General features: G+C 58.6%; 18 protein-coding genes and 3 tRNA genes. 7 read left to right on the forward strand and 14 right to left on the reverse strand.

Going from position 1 to position 17,196, the window contains the following annotated elements:
• Positions 1-58: 58 nt before the first annotated feature.
• The 5 genes from clpP to QOM08_RS18600 all read right to left on the reverse strand — a co-directional run bounded on the left by clpP (position 59) and on the right by QOM08_RS18600 (position 2,856).
• The gene (gene clpP, locus QOM08_RS18580) at positions 59-700 is read right to left on the reverse strand and encodes an ATP-dependent Clp endopeptidase proteolytic subunit ClpP (RefSeq protein ID WP_316911970.1); all 642 of its coding nucleotides are present in this window, start codon (positions 698-700) and stop codon (positions 59-61) included.
• A 93-nt stretch (positions 701-793) separates the two neighbouring features.
• Positions 794-2,104, reverse strand: coding sequence for a trigger factor (gene tig, locus QOM08_RS18585; protein ID WP_092400570.1), 1,311 nt, complete (start codon positions 2,102-2,104; stop codon positions 794-796).
• Between the two features lie 416 nt (positions 2,105-2,520).
• Positions 2,521-2,605 (reverse strand) — tRNA-Leu (locus tag QOM08_RS18590).
• 57 nt (positions 2,606-2,662) lie between these two features.
• Positions 2,663-2,738, reverse strand: a tRNA-His gene (locus QOM08_RS18595).
• 41 nt (positions 2,739-2,779) lie between these two features.
• Positions 2,780-2,856 (reverse strand) — tRNA-Arg (locus QOM08_RS18600).
• Between the two features lie 281 nt (positions 2,857-3,137).
• On the opposite strand from QOM08_RS18600, the gene folD reads away from it, so the two are divergent.
• Positions 3,138-3,992, forward strand: coding sequence for a bifunctional methylenetetrahydrofolate dehydrogenase/methenyltetrahydrofolate cyclohydrolase FolD (gene folD / locus QOM08_RS18605; protein ID WP_047228500.1), 855 nt, complete (start codon positions 3,138-3,140; stop codon positions 3,990-3,992).
• A 269-nt stretch (positions 3,993-4,261) separates the two neighbouring features.
• A complete protein-coding gene (pbpG, locus tag QOM08_RS18610; RefSeq protein ID WP_076386598.1) occupies positions 4,262-5,200 on the forward strand; it encodes a D-alanyl-D-alanine endopeptidase in 939 nt (312 codons plus the stop codon).
• 45 nt (positions 5,201-5,245) lie between these two features.
• Here the strand turns inward: pbpG and QOM08_RS18615 are convergent, their stop codons facing one another.
• Together QOM08_RS18615 and QOM08_RS18620 are read right to left on the reverse strand one after the other, a co-directional pair.
• Entirely contained in the window at positions 5,246-5,449 is a 204-nt protein-coding gene (locus QOM08_RS18615) for a DUF6021 family protein (protein ID WP_316911971.1), read from the reverse strand.
• 99 nt (positions 5,450-5,548) lie between these two features.
• Positions 5,549-6,226, reverse strand: coding sequence for a peptidase C39 family protein (locus QOM08_RS18620; protein ID WP_316911972.1), 678 nt, complete (start codon positions 6,224-6,226; stop codon positions 5,549-5,551).
• A gap of 223 nt (positions 6,227-6,449) precedes the next feature.
• On the opposite strand from QOM08_RS18620, the gene QOM08_RS18625 reads away from it, so the two are divergent.
• Positions 6,450-6,617, forward strand: a complete 168-nt coding sequence (locus QOM08_RS18625; RefSeq protein WP_171061342.1) for a hypothetical protein — start codon at positions 6,450-6,452, stop codon at positions 6,615-6,617.
• Positions 6,618-6,692: 75 nt separating this feature from the next.
• Here the strand turns inward: QOM08_RS18625 and QOM08_RS18630 are convergent, their stop codons facing one another.
• The gene (locus tag QOM08_RS18630; RefSeq protein ID WP_047228502.1) at positions 6,693-7,442 is read right to left on the reverse strand and encodes a TerC family protein; all 750 of its coding nucleotides are present in this window, start codon (positions 7,440-7,442) and stop codon (positions 6,693-6,695) included.
• Positions 7,443-7,470: 28 nt separating this feature from the next.
• Entirely contained in the window at positions 7,471-7,722 is a 252-nt protein-coding gene (locus QOM08_RS18635; protein ID WP_107322275.1) for a hypothetical protein, read from the reverse strand.
• Positions 7,723-7,858: 136 nt separating this feature from the next.
• Between QOM08_RS18635 and nhaR the strand changes: the two genes are divergently transcribed.
• Positions 7,859-8,755: a transcriptional activator NhaR gene (gene nhaR, locus QOM08_RS18640; protein WP_076383964.1), complete on the forward strand. Its 897-nt coding sequence runs from the start codon at positions 7,859-7,861 to the stop codon at positions 8,753-8,755.
• On the opposite strand, the gene QOM08_RS18645 is transcribed toward nhaR, so the two are convergent.
• Positions 8,752-9,909 (reverse strand): MFS transporter, encoded by a 1,158-nt coding sequence (locus QOM08_RS18645; protein WP_047228505.1) that lies wholly within the window; start codon positions 9,907-9,909, stop codon positions 8,752-8,754. The genes nhaR and QOM08_RS18645 overlap by 4 nt on opposite strands.
• Before the next feature lie 283 nt (positions 9,910-10,192).
• Here QOM08_RS18645 and sstT point away from each other — a divergent pair, with 283 nt between their 5' ends.
• Positions 10,193-11,425 (forward strand): serine/threonine transporter SstT, encoded by a 1,233-nt coding sequence (gene sstT, locus QOM08_RS18650; protein WP_047228506.1) that lies wholly within the window; start codon positions 10,193-10,195, stop codon positions 11,423-11,425.
• Between the two features lie 166 nt (positions 11,426-11,591).
• On the opposite strand, the gene QOM08_RS18655 is transcribed toward sstT, so the two are convergent.
• Both QOM08_RS18655 and QOM08_RS18660 read right to left on the reverse strand, forming a co-directional pair.
• Positions 11,592-12,814 (reverse strand): IS3 family transposase gene (locus QOM08_RS18655; protein WP_316911973.1). Its coding sequence is split into 2 segments (ribosomal slippage): positions 11,592-12,463 and positions 12,463-12,814, totalling 1,224 coding nucleotides; the frame shifts between segments, so codons are not numbered across the junction.
• Between the two features lie 113 nt (positions 12,815-12,927).
• Entirely contained in the window at positions 12,928-13,437 is a 510-nt protein-coding gene (locus tag QOM08_RS18660) for a DUF1993 family protein (protein WP_047228507.1), read from the reverse strand.
• A gap of 130 nt (positions 13,438-13,567) precedes the next feature.
• Between QOM08_RS18660 and QOM08_RS18665 the strand changes: the two genes are divergently transcribed.
• A complete protein-coding gene (locus QOM08_RS18665) occupies positions 13,568-14,215 on the forward strand; it encodes a YceH family protein (RefSeq protein ID WP_047228508.1) in 648 nt (215 codons plus the stop codon).
• Here the strand turns inward: QOM08_RS18665 and QOM08_RS18670 are convergent, their stop codons facing one another.
• Positions 14,216-15,034 carry a shikimate 5-dehydrogenase gene (locus tag QOM08_RS18670; RefSeq protein ID WP_316911974.1) on the reverse strand — a complete coding sequence of 273 codons (819 nt, stop codon included), beginning with the start codon at positions 15,032-15,034 and terminating at the stop codon, positions 14,216-14,218.
• 161 nt (positions 15,035-15,195) lie between these two features.
• Between QOM08_RS18670 and QOM08_RS18675 the strand changes: the two genes are divergently transcribed.
• Positions 15,196-15,546, forward strand: coding sequence for a hypothetical protein (locus QOM08_RS18675; RefSeq protein WP_047228510.1), 351 nt, complete (start codon positions 15,196-15,198; stop codon positions 15,544-15,546).
• Between the two features lie 96 nt (positions 15,547-15,642).
• Here the strand turns inward: QOM08_RS18675 and QOM08_RS18680 are convergent, their stop codons facing one another.
• Entirely contained in the window at positions 15,643-17,163 is a 1,521-nt protein-coding gene (locus QOM08_RS18680; protein WP_047228511.1) for a nucleobase:cation symporter-2 family protein, read from the reverse strand.
• Positions 17,164-17,196: the final 33 nt, after the last annotated feature.

Raw genomic sequence — 17,196 nt, forward strand, 5'->3', positions numbered from 1 at the left:
CGGGCTTTTTCAAGCCCGCAGGCGGCCGGTCATCCCAACCACCTGCATTTTGAGCGGCTTAGGCAGGCATTTGACGCTTGTTGATCACGGAGTCGATCAGGCCATATTCGGCCGCACGCTCAGCGCTCATGAAGTTGTCACGCTCGGTGTCACGCTCAATGGTTTCGAGGTTTTGGCCGGTGTGATGGGCCAGCAGCGAGTTCAGGCGCGAACGAATGTGGAGGATTTCCTTGGCATGGATGTCGATATCCGACGCCTGCCCCTGGAAACCACCCAACGGCTGGTGAATCATCATGCGCGAATTAGGCAGGCAGTGACGCTTGCCCGCTGCGCCACCGGCGAGCAGGAATGCGCCCATGCTGCAGGCCTGGCCGATGCAGATGGTGGAAACGTCAGGCTTGATGAACTGCATGGTGTCGTAGATCGACATGCCTGCTGTCACCGAGCCACCAGGTGAGTTGATGTACAGATGGATATCCTTGTCCGGGTTTTCCGCTTCAAGGAACAGCAGTTGCGCCGCAACCAGGTTGGCCATGTAGTCTTCAACGGGGCCGATCAGGAAGATGACGCGTTCCTTGAGCAGACGCGAGTAGATGTCATAGGCACGTTCGCCACGGGCAGACTGCTCGATAACCATCGGGACCAGGCCGCCTGCGGCTTGGATGTCAGAGCTCTGCTGATAAAAAGAATTGCGGGACATGTCTCGCAGTCACTCCCAAATAGTTATGTCTTGAATACGCATAAGCCAGCGCGAAGGCTGGCTTATGGGTGTGTATTTCTTACCGCAGAACGATCAATCGGCTTGTGGAGCTTCCACCGGCTTGACCGCTTCTTCGTAAGAGACCGCTTTATCGGTCACGCTAGCTTTCTGCAGAACAGTATCCACAACTTGTTCTTCCAGCACAACCGAACGGACTTCGTTCAGTTGCTGGTCGTTCTTGTAGTACCAGGACACGACTTGCTCAGGCTCCTGATAGGCCGAAGCCATTTCCTGGATCAGCTCGCGAACGCGGGCTTCGTCAGGCTTGAGTTCGAACTGCTTGACCACTTCAGCAACGATCAGGCCCAGCACAACGCGGCGCTTGGCTTGCTCTTCGAACAGCTCAGCGGGCAGCTGGTCCGGCTTGATGTTGCCGCCAAACTGTTGAACAGCCTGTACACGCAGACGGTTCACTTCGTTGTCCAGCAAAGCCTTTGGCACTTCGATCGGGTTGGAGGCCAGCAGACCGTCCATGACCTGGTTCTTGACCTTGGACTTGATGGCCTGACGCAGCTCACGCTCCATGTTCTTGCGAACTTCGGCGCGGAAACCTTCCAGACCGGTTTCCTTGATGCCGAACTGGGCGAAGAACTCTTCGTTCAGCTCTGGCAGTTTCGGCTCGGAAACGCTGTTGACGGTCACGGTGAACTCGGCGGTTTTACCAGCCAGGTCCAGGTTCTGATAGTCCTCAGGGAAGGTCAGGTTCAGAACGCGCTCTTCACCGGCCTTGGCGCCAACCAGGCCATCTTCGAAGCCAGGGATCATGCGGCCAGAGCCCAGCACCAGCTGAGTAGCCTTGGCGGAACCACCGGCGAACACTTCACCGTCGACCTTGCCGACGAAATCGATGTTCAGTTGATCTTCGTTCTGGGCAGCACGATCGGCCACTTCGAAACGGGTGTTCTGCTTGCGCAGGATATCCAGCATCTTGTCCAGGTCGGCATCCGAAACATCGGCGCTCAGACGCTCGACGGAGATGGACTCGAAACCGGCAACCGTGAACTCAGGGAACACTTCGAACGTGGCGATGAACTCCAGGTCCTTGCCCTTTTCCAGCACTTTAGGCTCGACGGACGGAGCGCCGGCCGGGTTCAGCTTCTGCTCGACGACCGCTTCGTAGAACGAAGACTGGATCACATCGCCCACGGCTTCCTGGCGTGCGTCAGCTTCATAACGCTGACGGATCACGCTCATTGGCACTTTGCCTGGGCGGAAACCTGGGATTTTGGCCTTTTGGGCAGTCTGCTGCAGACGCTTGTTGACCTGAGTCTCGATGCGCTCAGCCGGCACGGTGATGCTCATGCGGCGCTCAAGAGCAGAAGTATTTTCAACAGAAACTTGCATGGATATTCCTCGTTGCACAGACGTTGGCCGGGCGTTTCCGACCCCAGAATCAAGGGCATGCATTCTAGTAGGTCAAACTCAAGAAGTCACCCTACTGAAAAAGGGCTGGAAACAGGCGCCGAATTTAGGAGCGGACATACGGTCATGCCTCGCCCGGATTGCAAATACAGTCGATCACTGCAAGGCTCTGGGTCAATGCTTCTATATATAGGAGCAGCAAACCCGCGCGCCCGGCATCCGGTCTCGCGAGGAGACCAACGGGCATGCCGCGCATCATCAGGAAACACAATCGTGACGACCCGGGCACCCCGCACAACCCTGAACCAGGGTCGGCGACAAAAAAATCATGAATACAAAAACGGCGCAGCCCTCTTCAGGTACTGCGCCGTTCTCTGCTATTTAAATAGCGACTTGTATGGTGCGGACGGAGAGACTCGAACTCTCACACCTTGCGGCGCTGGAACCTAAATCCAGTGTGTCTACCAATTCCACCACATCCGCGTATCAAGCTTTTAAAGCAAAGGCGCCAGACTGTTAATCTGGCGCCTTTCTAGAATATGGGGTGGACGATGGGGATCGAACCCACGACAACGGGAGTCACAATCCCGTGCTCTACCAACTGAGCTACGCCCACCATATTGCCTTGTTGCCTTACTTGTGCCAAAGCTGCCTAATTGGCGCACCCGGCAGGACTCGAACCTGCGACCATCCGCTTAGAAGGCGGATGCTCTATCCAGCTGAGCTACGGGCGCCTTTTTAATCTGTATTCTTGGACGATTACAAACTAAGTGCTTTCAGTGTTACCGAGTTAAACCAACCAACTCTGCTCCACCTTCTTAACCAGTGCTAGGCTGTGCCCGACAAGTGCGACGAATGTTATAGACGGCCTGATAGGTCGTCAACTCTTTTTTAAAAAAAATTCATTTAATTAAAGGGGTTAGGGGAATTTGCAGACCAAGCGCCTTTGCCCTCACGCCTCGGCATGCGAGAATGCGTTCTCTTTTTTTCCCCTCTCGATGGTTAACCACGCGCAATGACTGCACAACTTATCGACGGCAAATCGATCGCCGCCAGCCTGCGCCAGCAGATCGCCCAACGAGTCACCGAGCGTCGCCAGCAAGGCCTGCGCACGCCCGGCCTGGCGGTGATCCTGGTCGGCAGCGATCCTGCCTCTCAGGTTTATGTCTCGCACAAGCGTAAAGACTGTGAAGAGGTCGGCTTCCTTTCCCAGGCCTACGACCTGCCTTCCGAAACCACTCAGCAAGCATTGGCTGATCTGATTGATCGCCTGAACGACGACCCGAACATCGACGGCGTTCTGCTCCAACTGCCTCTGCCTGAACACCTCGACGCCTCCAAACTGCTGGAGCGCATCCGCCCGGACAAAGATGTCGACGGCTTCCATCCTTATAATGTCGGTCGCCTCGCCCAGCGTATCCCGCTGCTGCGCCCCTGCACCCCCAAAGGCATCATGACGTTGCTGGAAAGCACCGGCGTGGACCTGTACGGTCTCGATGCCGTGGTGGTTGGCGCGTCCAACATCGTTGGCCGTCCGATGGCCATGGAGTTGCTGCTGGCCGGCTGCACCGTCACCGTGACCCATCGCTTTACCAAGGACCTGGCTGGACACGTCGGCCGCGCCGACCTGGTGGTCGTTGCCGCCGGCAAGCCTGGCCTGGTGAAGGGCGAGTGGATCAAGGAAGGCGCCATCGTCATCGACGTGGGCATCAACCGCCAGGACGATGGCAAGCTGGTCGGTGACGTGATCTACGAAACCGCCCTGCCTCGTGCAGGCTGGATCACTCCAGTCCCTGGCGGCGTAGGTCCGATGACCCGTGCCTGTCTGCTGGAAAACACCTTGTATGCGGCGGAAACGCTGCATAGCTGATACGCCTTTTCAGCGCAGTTCCAATCCCTGTGGGAGCGAGCCTGCTCGCGATAGCTTTGTCTCAGCCTTCATCCATGCTGACTGACACACCGCTATCGCAAGCAGGCTCGCTCCCACAGGAGTTTTTGCGCCCTTCATTAAACTTTATTTAATCGCAAGCTCCGGCGGTACAGGCATATGGCGCTGTCGTCGCCCATACTCATAAAATGCAGCGCATTTTTAACAAGCCATTGCTGCACGGCACCTTCAACTCTATCGAGTCTACTCGCGTGAAAATCCGTCTTTCTATCCTCAGCCTGTTCTTCGCTTTCACAGGTACCTTTATCACGCAGAATGTCGAGGCGCAGGAAACTATCGCCACCCCGCGAGACACCTCAAAACTGCAAGTCGCCTCGGGCAGCGCGATACTGCTGGACTTGCAGACGAATAAAGTCGTTTATGCCAGCAATCCCGACGTAGTGGTGCCCATCGCTTCGGTGACCAAATTGATGACCGGTCTGATCGTGCTGGATGCCAAGCAGGATCTGAATGAATACATCTCCATGACCATCGCCAATACACCGGAGATGAAGGGGGTATTTTCCCGGGTCAAGCTCAACAGCGAACTGTCACGCCGGGACGTGTTGCTGATTGCCCTGATGTCGTCGGAGAACCGCGCCGCCGCCAGCCTCGCCCACCACTACCCGGGCGGGTACGCAGCGTTCATCGCGGCCATGAACGCCAAGGCAAAGGCGCTGGGCATGAGCAGCACCCACTATGTCGAGCCCACAGGCCTGTCGATTCACAACGTATCCACCGCCCGGGACCTGACCAAACTGCTGATCGCGGCACGCAAATATCCATTGCTGAGCGAACTGAGTACCACCAAGGAAAAGACCGTAACCTTCCGCAAACCGGTTTATAGCCTGGGCTTTCGCAATACCGACCACTTGGTCCATAAGGCTGGCTGGGACATCCAGCTGACCAAGACCGGCTTCACCAATCAGGCCGGCCACTGCCTGGTACTGGTGACGAAAATGAGCAATCGACCGATGGCCCTGGTGGTGCTGGATGCGTTTGGGAAATACACCCACTTCGCCGATGCCAGCCGGATCCGTAGCTGGGTGGAAACCGGCAAAAGCGCCAGCGTCCCTGCCGCGGCCCTTCAATACAAGGCGGCCAAGAACCTCAAGAGCCGCCAAACCGGTGTAGTCGAGGCGTCGAATTAATTAACCTGGCAAACAAAGCCCCGATTCATCGGGGCTTTGTTTTATTCAAGGTTTTAGATCACCCAACGGGTCATACGCTCTGGAATCGGGCTCCTCCTGCTCATCCTCTTCGTCCAGAGGCGCCTTGGCGGGGCCTATCGGATCGACTTGAGGATCGCCAAGATCCGGCGAGTCGGGATCAAACCCCAAATCATCGCCAGAAGAATGTTCGGAAGAATGTGGCCCCGTAGGTGTTTTCGACTGTGCCATGCTTTTCTCCTCGCAAGCATGGGCCGGATATTCCGGCCCTGAGGTTAGGAGCCTCTGGCATGGCGGGTGGTGCCCGACAAGTGACGAACGGGGGTGAGATCAGTGTGGGCTGCTCAGGGCTTGAGTCGCCCGGGCCGCTGCCTGCTCCTGCCCTGCCCCGGCCAGTTCGCCCGCAGCTTTCAGCCAGCGCTGAGAGTCTACCTTGGCCGGGAGCTGCGTAGGTCGCTGGACCAATACCGCCCAGCCTCCAGCATCCTTGAGAGCCGACTCAAACCCACTGAAGCTCATCAGCAGCCGCCGGTTCATCCCTGATCGCAGCAAGACCGTCTGCTTTTGGCGGTCATAACCGACGAGAATGCCGTACCTGGGCCCAGACCAGAAAGCCGACCCCTCCGTATAGCGCACCAACACGGGATAACCTGCCGCGACTTGCTCCAACAGTGCCGGCAGTTCGCTGTCGAGGGGGTACACCACCAGCCCATATTCTCGCGCCAGGGTCTGCAGGTTCTGCTGCAAATGAGCCTCGCCTTCCGGCAGATGCAGAGGCTTCTCCAGCAGCCCCGGGGTGATTACCGTGCCTTGCAGCGTCAAGAGGCTGGCCAGCGACTGGGGGCCACCCTGGTACATCTCACCGCGAAAAAACGGCACGCTGTTGAGTTCCACCCGCTCGGGCAGGCGCTGAATCTGCGGCGACACACTGCCTGCGCAACCCGCCAGGGCCGCCAGGCAGGCCGTCACCAGTACCAGTGATCGAAAAGAGGAAATTACCGGAAACATTAGGACTCTCTTGTTAAGGCACCCGACATCGGGCCAGGCAAGGGCCGTCGATCATAAGGTGCAGACAGACGTGGGTATAGCCTTAAACAGCAGTCCCATCGCGGCGATAGAACGAAGCGGTCCGTCTGTCATCAATACCGATCGATTCCCTGCAACACTTTAGCGACTAGACTGTCCATTGTAACGAGTGCGTCGCCCTGAACTTGGGCAGAAGGAGGCACAGATGAGCCTGACCACAACAATCCTGATGCTGATATTCGGCTGGTTAAGCGTCGCCACAGCCATGCTGTGGGGCGTTTTGCGCATTGCACGCCGCCATCATCCTGCGCCACGACCAGCGCGGGCGGAAAAAGCACCAAAACCGGCCAGGCGCCACGCCGCCGCACACTGACCGTCCCGCCGCCCTTCAAAAATCCAAAAAAAAGCCGCCCGGGCATGGACCCGGGCGGCTTTTGAGTGCCTGTAATCAGGCTTTGTCAGCCAACGCCCTTTGCTGACGACGACGCGACATCATGTTCAACACCTCGATCGCTGCCGAGAACGCCATAGCTGCGTAGATATAGCCCTTGGGCACATGAGCACCAAAGCCTTCGGCGATCAACGTCATGCCGATCATGATCAGGAAGCCCAGCGCCAACATGACCACTGTCGGGTTGTCGTTGATGAACTTGGCCAGCGGCTCGGCCGCCAGCAACATCACCAACACCGAGATCACGACGGCGATGATCATGATCGGCAGATGCTCGGTCATGCCCACGGCGGTAATGATGCTGTCGATGGAAAATACCAGGTCCAGCATCAGGATCTGACCGATCGCAGCGGCAAATCCGAGGGTCACGCCGGAGGTGGCGGATTTCGGATCATTCGGTGCCGGGTCCATGCTGTGGTGGATCTCGGTGGTGGCTTTCCACAGCAGGAACAGGCCGCCGGCGATCAGGATCATGTCCTTCCAGGAGAATGCCTGACCGAGGATTTCGATAACCGGCTCAGTCAACTGCACGATGAAAGCAATGGTACTCAACAAGCCCAGGCGCAGGATCAGCGCCATGCCAATGCCGATACGCCGCGCCTTGGCGCGGTGCTGTTCGGGCAGTTTATTGGTCAGGATCGAAATGAAGATCAGGTTATCGATGCCGAGCACGATTTCCATGACGACCAGAGTCGCCAGCGCGATCCATGCAGTGGGGCTGGCAGCGAGTTGTAAAAGATAATCCATGGGTCAGTCCTGACTCGATATGACGGGGTTAAATGGTTTGGGTGGAGGTTTCGGATTCTTCAGCCTCATCCGCCGGCTTCTTCTTGGGGCTGATCAACCCGCCAGTGGCCTCGCTGATCGCCTGTTCCGCAGCCTTATGGGTGTCATCGATTGCCTGCTTGGCCGTTTCCGCGGCTTGCCCCATCAACTGCTGGGCACTTTTTTCGGCCTGTTCACAGCCAACGAGGGCGATTGAAGACACTGCCAACAAGGCCGCCAAACCCAGGGTTTTGTACGTCATGGATAAATGCCTCTCAGGGTTAAACAGAGCACCAAAGGTGGCTCACCGATGGCCCGGCATTCTAGAGAGGTGAATACTTCAGGAAAATTCGTATTTTCAGCGGTTATACTTCGATTTTTACGAATCGGTGTGCCTTATGCTCAATTACCGACAGTTGCATTACTTCTGGGTGGTGGCCAAGACCGGCAGCATTGTGCGGGCCTGCGAGCAACTGAACCTGACACCACAAACCATCAGCGGGCAGATCTCGCTGCTCGAGCAAACCTTTAACATCAAGTTGTTTCGCCGCGTCGGGCGACAGTTGGAACTGACCGAGGCTGGCCGCCAGACGCTGCCCTATGCCGAACACATGTTCCAGTTGGGTGGCGAACTGGAGCTTATGCTCCGGGCCCAACCCAATGAGCAGCAGACGCTGTTCCGGGTCGGGGTGGCAGATGTGGTGCCCAAGTCCATCGTCTATCGGCTGCTGGCGCCGACCATGGAGCTGAGTGAGCCGCTGCGCATCACTTGCCGCGAAGACAAACTCGAGCGGCTGTTGGCGGACCTGGCGATCCAGCGCCTGGACCTGGTGATTTCCGACAGCCCGATGCCGACCCACCTGGACATCAAGGGTTATAGCCAGAAGTTGGGAGAGTGCGGGATCAGCTTCTTTGCCACCGCTGCGCTGGCCGAGCGCTATGGGCAGGATTTCCCCCGCAGCCTGAATGACGCCCCGCTGCTGATTCCAGGTGCCGAAACCGTGGTACGCAGCCGCTTGCAACGCTGGTTCGCCGAGCAACAGATCCAGCCACGCATCGTCGGCGAATTCGACGACAGCGCGCTGATGCAGGCCTTCGGGCAATCAGGCAGCGGAATTTTCATCGGCCCGAGCGTGATCGCCGAAGAAGTTCAGCGTCAGTACGGCGTACAGGTGATCGGCCAGACCGATGCGGTCAGCGAGTCGTTCTATGCCATTTCCGTGGAGCGCAAGGTCAGCCATCCGGGCATCGTCGCCATCGCCGAAGGTGCCCGACGCGAGCTGTTCAGCGCTTAGGACTGCGCGCAGGCGGCACGGGGCTTGAAGGTCATCAGCAACAACGCCAGCAGGATCGATATGAGGATGAACCCGGACGCGGCAAAACCAACGCTGCCCAGGCCCAGGGTATCGATGACGCGCCCACCGACCATCGCCCCCAGGCCGATTCCCAGATTGGCCCCGGCGATGTTCAGCGATGCGGCAAAGGCTGGAGCCTCAGGCGCGGCCTTCATCAGTCGTACATGACTGACCAGGAACAGGGCCGCCTGGGTCACTCCCCAGATGCCCATCGCTGCCGCCAGCCCGACGGTCGAATGAATGCTCGGCACCAGCGCCACCATGCCGCCGATCAGGAACAGACAAAACACCATCGAGGCGATCAAAGGGTGTCGGTCCACCGCGCGGCCGCCCAGAGAGTTACCCACCAGCCCCACGGCCCCGAAGCCCATCAGGCACCAGCCCACCAGTGTGCCGTCGAACCCGGCCAGGCGCTCGAGGATATCGGCCAGGTAGGTGTACGCGGTGAACATGCCGCTGAACACCAGGATCGACAGCAGCACATGGCCCTGCATCAACGGGCTGCGCAATATCTTGAGTTGCGAGCGCAAACTGACCTGGTGCTGATGCAGATTGGTTTTGGGCAGGTAGACAAACAGCAGCAAGGCCTTGGCGAACGCAACGAACGCCAGGATGGCAAAGGCGCTGCGCCAGCCGAACGCATCAGAAATCAGCGTGCCTACCGGAATACCGAACACCGTGGCACAGACAATGCCGAACCCGATCCGGGCGATGGCCCGCCCGGCAAACTGCGGCCCGACAATGTCCACTGCCGTTTCGCTGGCCAATGCCCAGAACACCGGTAGCCCCAAGGCTGGGATCAATCGGGCGACGGCCATTACGCCGATATTGGGGGCCAGCGCCGCCAGTGTGTTGGCCAGACCAAACATCACCAACACGCTGATAAACAGCTTGCGCCGCTCAAAGCGGGCGAACCAGGCGGTCAGGAACGGCCCGAATGCCGCCACGGTAAATGCAAACAGCGTGACCAGCAGCCCGGCCTGGGCAATCGTGACTTGCAGGTCGCGGGCGATGGATGGCAACAGGCCGACGATAATGAATTCGGTGGTCAGCACTGTAAAACCAGCCGCCGACAACAGAAAAACAGACAACATGCAGAACTCCAGCAAAACAACGACACCAGCGTCAGCCCAAAAGGGTCGCTGGCAGAGTAGAAAGGGGATTGGCCCAAAGCCTAACAGAATGCGCCCCTCAGACAAACGCGTGTGAACGCCCAAGCGACGGATCGTCACAGGTCCGTCAGGTTTTTCCGCGGGCTGTGATAAAGTCCGCGGCCTGCAAACGCTGTACTTTCTTTTCGGTCCCGCTCACGTGGCCTGCCCGCCTGTTGCCCTGAGGGGTCGACCGTTGCACACAAAAAAAATCAGAGATGCCGTTATGACTGCTTTGTCTCCTTCCGTTCTACACCGCCTCAAACGCACCGGCCTGGTGACGCAAATCGTCATCGGTCTGATCGCCGGCATCATCCTGGCGTGGCTGGCACCGGACCTTGCCAAGTCCACCGCTTTCATCGGTAAGGTCTTTGTGTCAGCGCTCAAGGCCGTGGCACCGATCCTGGTGTTCGTGCTGGTCATGGCGTCGATCGCCAACCACAAGCACGGTCAGGAAACCCATATCCGGCCCATTCTCTTCCTGTACCTGCTCGGCACTTTCGCCGCCGCAGTGGTCGCGGTGGTTGCCAGTACCCTGTTTCCGTCCAGCCTTGTCCTGGTGTCCCATGACGTCGCCGTCACCGCCCCCGGCGGCATCGGCGAAGTACTGCAGAGTTTGATGCTCAGCGTGGTGGACAATCCGGTCAGCGCCCTGATGAATGCCAACTTCATCGGCATTCTGGCCTGGGCCATCGGCATGGGCATTGCCATTCGCCATGCTGGCGAAACCACCCGTACCGTGCTCGGGGATCTGTCCAACGGCGTGACCGTGATCGTGCGCGTGGTCATCTGCTTCGCCCCGCTGGGGATCTTCGGCCTGGTGGCCTCGACCCTGGCAACCTCAGGTTTCAGCGCGTTGCTGGGCTACCTTCACCTGTTGACCGTGCTGATTGGCTGCATGCTGTTCGTGGCGCTGGTGATGAACCCGCTCATCGTGTTCTGGAAGCTGCGTCGCAACCCGTACCCACTGGTCTTCACCTGCCTGCGCGAGAGCGGCATTACTGCGTTCTTCACCCGCAGTTCGGCGGCGAATATCCCGGTGAACCTGGAACTGAGCAAACGCCTGGGCCTGCACGAAGACACCTATTCGGTATCGATCCCGCTGGGCGCTACCATCAACATGGCCGGCGCCGCCATTACCATCACCGTACTGACCCTGGCGGCGGTGCATACCTTGGGTATCGTGGTCGACGTGCCGACCGCCGTGTTGCTGAGCGTCGTCGCGGCCATTTGTGCCTGCGGCGCGTCCGGCGTGGCCGGTGGTTCGCTGTTGCTGATTCCCCTGGCATGCAGCCTGTTCGGTATTCCCAGCGACATCGCCATGCAGGTGGTCGCCGTGGGCTTCATTATCGGCGTCCTGCAGGATTCGGCGGAGACTGCGCTCAATTCCTCTACCGATGTGCTGTTCACCGCGGCGGCTTGCTTGGGTGAGGAAGAGAAGCGCGAACGCGTGGCCTGACAGCGGCGCTGGAGGTATGACCGTCATCGCGAGCAGGCTCGCTCCCACAGGGTTTGTGGCAGATACAAATCCAATGTGGGAGCGAGCCTGCTCGCGATAGCGATGGCACAGCCACCGTGTAAACAGACCTGTCTAGTCCTGAAATAGGTTTACACCTGTTTCAGTCTCAAAACGCCCGATGCACCGCATCGGGCGTTTTGTATTTCAGGGCCAAATGAGGTCGCTTACGGTTATAGATTTCTATCGATTCCTCAACCATGCGCTTGGCTTGGGCGAGGTCTTTGGGACGGTGTAAAAGAAATTCTGTTTTCAGAATCCCATTCACTCGTTCCGCTAGGGCATTCTGGTAGCAGTCGTAGCCATCCGTCATCGAACACCTGACGCCATGCTTGGCGTGCAGCTTTTGGTAGAGATCAGAGCAGTATTGCGAGCCCCGATCGGAGTGATGTACCAGTGGCTGATTGGTTCTTCGGTGTCGAAGAGCTTTCGTCATCGCCCGGATGACTGACTCGGTATGCAGGCTTTCATGCACATGATGGCCGACTATTTTGCGCGAGAACGCATCAGTGACCAGACTTACGTAAGCGACGCTTTGCTCGGTCGGTAAATAGGTTATATCCGCCACCCACACCTGTTCCGGGCCGGTGGCAGTGACTTGGTCAGGGCCGGGCTTGAGCCGATTCGGATGTCGACGGAAGCGATGATGACTGTCGGTAGTCTTGTGATAAGCGCGTTTGCGTGGGACCAGTTGTCGATGGTCTCGCAGAATATCGAACAATCGATCTCGGCCTACCGTTTGCGTTAGTTCAGGTTCGGCTTGCATTAGCCCATGCAGCTTACGGGTGCCCAACCGAGGCATTTCAAGGCGTGCCTCCAGCACAAATCCCAGCACCTTTTGCGCATGGCTAGTTTGCGCGTCGTAAGCTCGATTGCGCTTGTAATACGCCTGCCGTGAGATGCCCAGAAACTGGCAAGCCCTGGTGACACTCAGGCCTTCGATTTGCCCTTGGCTGAGGACTTGCCGGATCGCTTTTTTACGACAGAAACACCGTAATCGTTTTTCAGCACGTCAACGACAGCTTCAAAAAATTGGGCTTTCTGGTTGGCAAGGGCCAGCTTTTCTTCCAGCTCCTTGATTCGCTGCTCTGGTGTCAGCGGCAAATTTGGCTCGGCCATCGGTCGGTTCCTCTGGGCACGAATGGAGGCGCCTTGGCTCCAGTCCTGCCGCCCATGCTTGCGTAACCATACCAACACAGTCGACCGGCCCTGAATCCCATAACGCCGTTGAGCCTCTTTATAACTCAGTTCGCCCTTTTCAACCTGATCGACAACCGCCAATTTAAAGCCCAGCGTGTAATCACGCTGACTACGCCTTCTTCCTGAATCCATTGGTTCCTCCTGAGGAGAGGTCAGAAGGTGTAAACCTTATTCAGGACGAGACAACCGCCACAAAAAAGCCCGGGACGGCCCACACCGTCCCGGGCTTTTTCATGCTGGCGGGTTTAGAACGCGCCCATGTAGTCGCGTTTGCCCACTTCCACGCCATTGTGGCGCAGCAGCGCATAGGTGGTGGTGACGTGGAAGAAGAACTGCGGCAGACCATAGGTCAGCAGGTAGTTCTGGCCGGTGAAGCGTTTTTCCTTCGGCGTGCCCGGACGGGTGACGATTTCGATGCCTTCCTTGCCGTCGATCTGCTCGGGGCTGATGCCGTCGATGAACGCCAATACCTTGGTGATCAAGGCTTGCAGTTCGGCAAAGGTGGTTTCGCTGTCGTCATATTTCGGCACTTCAAGCTCGGCCAGACGCGCGGACACGCCTTTGGCGAAGTCCACCGCGATCTGCACCTGGCGTACCAGGGGGAACATGTCAGGGTACAGGCGGGCTTGCAGGAACGCGTTAGGGTCGATGTTTTTCGCAGTGGCGTGGGCTTCAGCCTTGTTCAGGACATCACTCAGGGCGTTGAGCATCTGCTTGAAAACCGGGATGGAAGCGGCGTACAGGGAAATAGTCATGGCGATCTCATGCAGGTGGCAGGAAAGGACAAATCAAACGGGTGCGATTATAGCCACGCCTTGTTGCGCACCTTGTCTTTTATTGCGCAAGGATTAGGCTAGGCGGCTTCCACAGCATAGGGAACGCGCGATGAGTATCGAAGAACAAAGCCCGGCCGAAGAACCGCGGCTCAACAGCACGGAAATCCGCATTCTCGGTGCGCTGGTCGAAAAGCAGGCCACCAACCCCGAGACCTACCCGCTGACGCTCAACGCCCTGGTGCTGGCCTGCAACCAGAAGACCAGCCGTGAGCCGGTCATGAACCTCAATCCGGGCCAGGTCGGCCAGAGCCTGCGTGCGCTGGAAGGTCGCGGCTTTACCAAACTGGTGATGGGCAGCCGCGCCGACCGCTGGGAGCATCGGGTCGACAAGGCCCTGGAGCTGGTGCCGGCCCAAGTGATTCTGATGGGGTTGCTGTTCTTGCGCGGCCCGCAGACAGTCAATGAACTGCTGACCCGTAGCGGGCGGATGCACGATTTCGAAGACACCGAACAGGTGGTGCATCAGCTTGAACGGCTGATCGCCCGTGGCTTGGCGCTGTTGGTGCCGCGCCAGCCAGGCCAGCGGGAAGACCGTTACATGCACGCCATGGGCGACCCGGCGGATATCGAAGCGATCCTCGCCGCCCGCCAGCATCCCGTGGAGCGTGGTGCCGGCAGCGGCGTGTCGCTGGAGCGCATCGAAGAACTCGAAGCGCGGATCGCGGCGTTGGAAGAACGGCTGGCGCGACTGGAGTAATCAGGATCGAGCGAACGCCACGGCCTTCTTGAATTGTTCCGCGCTGGGCCGCACGCCTGTGTACAGGACAAACTGCTCCAGGGCCTGGATCGCAATCACTTCGAGCCCGGTGATGACCCGTTTGCCCTCAGCCTGGGCGCGCACGATCAGCGACGTTTGCGACGGGATCGCCACCACATCGAACACCGTCTCGGCCGCTGCGATGGTGTTGGGCTCGAACGCCAGTTGATCGGCTTCCGGGCCACCGGTCATGCCGATCGGCGTGACGTTGATCAGCATCTGCGGCCGTCGCTGCCCCAGTTCAGCCTGCCACTCGTAACCCAGGGAGCCGGCCAAGGCTCGCCCGGCGGTTTCGTTGCGGGCCACGATCAAACCGTTTGAGTAACCACCGTCGCGCAAGGCGCTGGCCACGGCCTTGGCCATGCCGCCGCTACCGCGCAGAGCAAAGGTTGAATCCTTGGGCACCGCATGGGTTTGCAGCAATTGGGCGATCGCGATGTAGTCGGTGTTGTAGGCCTTTAAATGGCCATCGGTGTTGACGATGGTATTGATGGACTGGATCGCGGCGGCGGAAGGATCGAGTTCGTCGACCAGGGCGATGCAGTCTTCCTTGAACGGCATCGACACCCCGCACCCGCGGATGCCCAAGGCGCGGATGCCGCCTACAGCACCGGGCAAGTCCTGGCTGCTGAATGCCTTGTAGTAGAAATTCAGCCCCAGTTGCTCATACAGGTGATTGTGAAAGCGCAGGCCGAAGTTCCCAGGGCGCGCCGATAGTGACATGCACAGTTGAGTGTCTTTGTTGGGGTTGATCTGCATGCGTGACTCCTTGCAGTAAAGAAACCGCTACAGACCTTACACAATATTTACCCAACGGCACGGCAAATTCTGAAAAAATCGCTGTCAGAGCAAGTATCCCCGCGACCCTCATTCGGGTCTGTTGCAGACCACAGGCGCCGGGGCCAAAACGAGGAATCGTTATGAACCGTCAACTCCCCATCATCGCCCTGCTCATGGGGGCACTCGCGGTCACCGGCCAGGCATCCGCCCATGGTCGAGGTGGTTGGGAGGGGCCCGCCGTGTTTGGCGCAATCGTTGGTTCGGCCATCGTCGGCTCAGCGATCATCAACCGTGATCGTCCGGTCTACGTGCAGCAACCGGTGTACGTCCAGCCACAACCGGTTTATGTGCAGCAGCCGCCACCGGTCTACTACCAGCCACAGCCGGTCTACATCGAGCGCCCTGTCTACTATCGTCCGGCGCCGGTGTATTACGGGCCACCACGGGGCTATTACTACGGCCCACCGCGCGGTCATTACGGGCGCTGGTGATCAGTCTCTGAGGCAAAAAGAAAGGCCTGTGATCCTCGATCACAGGCCTTTCTTTATTAAGAGACATAAAGCCGAGCAAGCGCCGTCGTCACGAGGCTAGACGTGCTCGCTGCTTTTCAATCGTACCGGGCCATGCTCTACCGGTGCATGGGCTGCCTCCGACACCACCGGAATCTCGTTGCCATCGCAGTCGTGCAGCTTGCCGTCACTGAAGTAGTCGCCTTCACGCAGCGCCGCCAGGTCCTGATAACGCAACACCCGCTCGGTACCGGCGGCGAATACGGACTGTTGATCCGAGTTACCCCGGGTGAAGTGATTGAAGGCCAGGTTCAGCACGATTGCCATGATCGCCGAAGAGCTGATGCCCGAATGGAAGATCGTCGCGAACCAGCTCGGGAAATGATCGTAGAAATTCGGCGCGGCGATGGGAATCATGCCGAAACCGATAGAGGTGGCGACGATGATCAGGTTGACGTTGTTGCGGTAGTCGACTTTTGACAGCGTGCGGATGCCGCTGGCAGCCACGGTGCCGAACAGCACGATACCGGCACCGCCCAATACCGAAGTCGGCACCGCCGCGATCACTCGGCCCATGAACGGCAGCAGCCCGAGCACCACCAGAAATACCCCGCCAGTTGCCACCACGAAACGGCTCTTGATCCCCGTCACCGCCACCAGCCCGACATTCTGGGCAAAGGCGCTCTGGGTGAAAGAGCCAAAGATCGGCGCGATCATGCTCGACAGCATGTCGGCCCGCAAGCCGTTACCCAGACGCCTGGAGTCGACTTTGGTGTCGATGATCTCGCCCACCGCGAGGATATCGGCGGACGTTTCCACCAATGTCACCATGATCACGATGCACATCGACAGAATGGCCGCGACATGAAAAGTCGGCATGCCAAAGTGGAAAGGTGTGGGGAAACCGAACATCGGGCCTTGGCTGACGGATGAAAAGTCCGCCATGCCCAGGAATACGGCGATGACCGTGCCAATGACCATTGCCAGCAGAATCGACAGCCGCGAGATCGTCGCGCTGCCCATTTTGCTCAGCAGCAGCACCAGGACCAGGGTGACGGCGGCCAAACCGATATTGGCCATGCTGCCGAAATCGGCGGCGTGGCTATTGCCGCCCATCGCCCAGCGAGCGGCTACCGGCATCAAGGTCAGGCCAATGGTGGTGATGACGATGCCAGTGACCAGCGGCGGAAAGAACCGGGTGATTCGCGAGAACACTGGGGTAATCAGCAAGCCGATCAAGGACGCGGCGATCACCGCTCCGAGGATGGCCTGGAACCCCCCTTCTCCGCCGCTGCCGACGATCGCCACCATGGTCGCGACCCCGGAAAACGAAACGCCCTGCACGAGAGGCAACTGACAGCCGAAAAACGGCAGGCCAAGGGTTTGCAACAATGTTGCAAGCCCCCCCGCGAACAATGACGCCGCGATCAACAGGCCGATGTCCGCCGGTGACAAACCGGCGGCCTGACCGATGATCAGTGGCACAGCGACGATGCCACCGTACATGGTCAACACATGTTGCAGGCCGTAAGCCATATTCGCGCCGACGCCAAGGTTTTCGTCCTCGGGCCGTGGGAGTGAAACATGGGGCGTTTTCATGGTTCGGGAGTTCCCTGTTTTTTGTTATGCGCA

This window comes from Pseudomonas sp. P105, assembly GCF_032614175.1.
GTDB lineage: Bacteria > Pseudomonadota > Gammaproteobacteria > Pseudomonadales > Pseudomonadaceae > Aquipseudomonas > Aquipseudomonas rhizophila.

Bases quoted from the DNA above. Each gene is read 5' to 3' on its own strand.
- QOM08_RS18660 (WP_047228507.1), bottom strand. From the start codon at position 13,437: ATGACTATTTCCCTGTACGCCGCTTCCATCCCGGTTTTCAAGCAGATG.
- QOM08_RS18635 (WP_107322275.1), bottom strand. From the start codon at position 7,722: ATGACGTACAAAACCCTGGGTTTGGCGGCCTTGTTGGCAGTGTCTTCA.
- sstT (WP_047228506.1), top strand. From the start codon at position 10,193: ATGACTGCTTTGTCTCCTTCCGTTCTACACCGCCTCAAACGCACCGGC.
- QOM08_RS18630 (WP_047228502.1), bottom strand. From the start codon at position 7,442: ATGGATTATCTTTTACAACTCGCTGCCAGCCCCACTGCATGGATCGCG.
- QOM08_RS18675 (WP_047228510.1), top strand. From the start codon at position 15,196: ATGAACCGTCAACTCCCCATCATCGCCCTGCTCATGGGGGCACTCGCG.
- QOM08_RS18620 (WP_316911972.1), bottom strand. From the start codon at position 6,226: ATGTTTCCGGTAATTTCCTCTTTTCGATCACTGGTACTGGTGACGGCC.
- nhaR (WP_076383964.1), top strand. From the start codon at position 7,859: ATGCTCAATTACCGACAGTTGCATTACTTCTGGGTGGTGGCCAAGACC.
- QOM08_RS18625 (WP_171061342.1), top strand. From the start codon at position 6,450: ATGAGCCTGACCACAACAATCCTGATGCTGATATTCGGCTGGTTAAGC.
- QOM08_RS18615 (WP_316911971.1), bottom strand. From the start codon at position 5,449: ATGGCACAGTCGAAAACACCTACGGGGCCACATTCTTCCGAACATTCT.
- folD (WP_047228500.1), top strand. From the start codon at position 3,138: ATGACTGCACAACTTATCGACGGCAAATCGATCGCCGCCAGCCTGCGC.
- QOM08_RS18665 (WP_047228508.1), top strand. From the start codon at position 13,568: ATGAGTATCGAAGAACAAAGCCCGGCCGAAGAACCGCGGCTCAACAGC.
- clpP (WP_316911970.1), bottom strand. From the start codon at position 700: ATGTCCCGCAATTCTTTTTATCAGCAGAGCTCTGACATCCAAGCCGCA.
- QOM08_RS18645 (WP_047228505.1), bottom strand. From the start codon at position 9,909: ATGTTGTCTGTTTTTCTGTTGTCGGCGGCTGGTTTTACAGTGCTGACC.
- QOM08_RS18680 (WP_047228511.1), bottom strand. From the start codon at position 17,163: ATGAAAACGCCCCATGTTTCACTCCCACGGCCCGAGGACGAAAACCTT.
- tig (WP_092400570.1), bottom strand. From the start codon at position 2,104: ATGCAAGTTTCTGTTGAAAATACTTCTGCTCTTGAGCGCCGCATGAGC.
- QOM08_RS18670 (WP_316911974.1), bottom strand. From the start codon at position 15,034: ATGCAGATCAACCCCAACAAAGACACTCAACTGTGCATGTCACTATCG.